Source organism: Bradyrhizobium cosmicum, assembly GCF_032290525.1.
Taxonomy (GTDB): domain Bacteria; phylum Pseudomonadota; class Alphaproteobacteria; order Rhizobiales; family Xanthobacteraceae; genus Bradyrhizobium; species Bradyrhizobium cosmicum_A.
The window spans coordinates 1-403 of the sequence record NZ_JASXTA010000097.1 but is presented as its reverse complement, the minus strand read 5'-3'; the positions used below and the strand labels follow the sequence as shown (position 1 = coordinate 403).

The following is a 403-nucleotide window of genomic DNA, read 5'->3' as shown; positions in this document are numbered from 1 at the left end:
GAGCTTGGCAATGCTCCAGCGCCAGTTGCAGCGGCAAAGCCTGAGTATGGCCAATTCGAGGTGCAACGCGGATCGAGGATGGACGAGATCCGGCAAATCATGCGCGACGACCCAGACAGATACAATAGCGACAAGGCCCTCCAGGCTGAGCAACTTAGCCTGATCGAGGCCCAGATCGCGAGCCGGCCCGCGGCGCCGGCAATCACCTCACAACCCGCGCCAGCGGCTTCTGGCAACACAGGAGAGAGCAATTGACGACAGCATTTGATGAGGCTGCGAGATACGTCGCGGCCATCGAGGCGGAGGCCAAGGCTTCGCCCAAGAACTTCTACGGCAACGCCAATCATCCGGCGGACGGTGGCCAGCGCGTCGCGTCTGCGCTGCGGGTTGCGAGGGGCCTGAC

Annotated in this window: 1 protein-coding gene; it reads left to right on the top strand. The window is 63.0% G+C overall.

All coding sequences use genetic code 11. The annotated features are described in order from the left end of the window. On the top strand, positions 1–255 hold a 255-nt coding region (locus tag QSV46_RS39205; RefSeq protein WP_314964023.1), incomplete at its 5' end, for a hypothetical protein. Positions 256–403 lie beyond the last annotated feature (148 nt).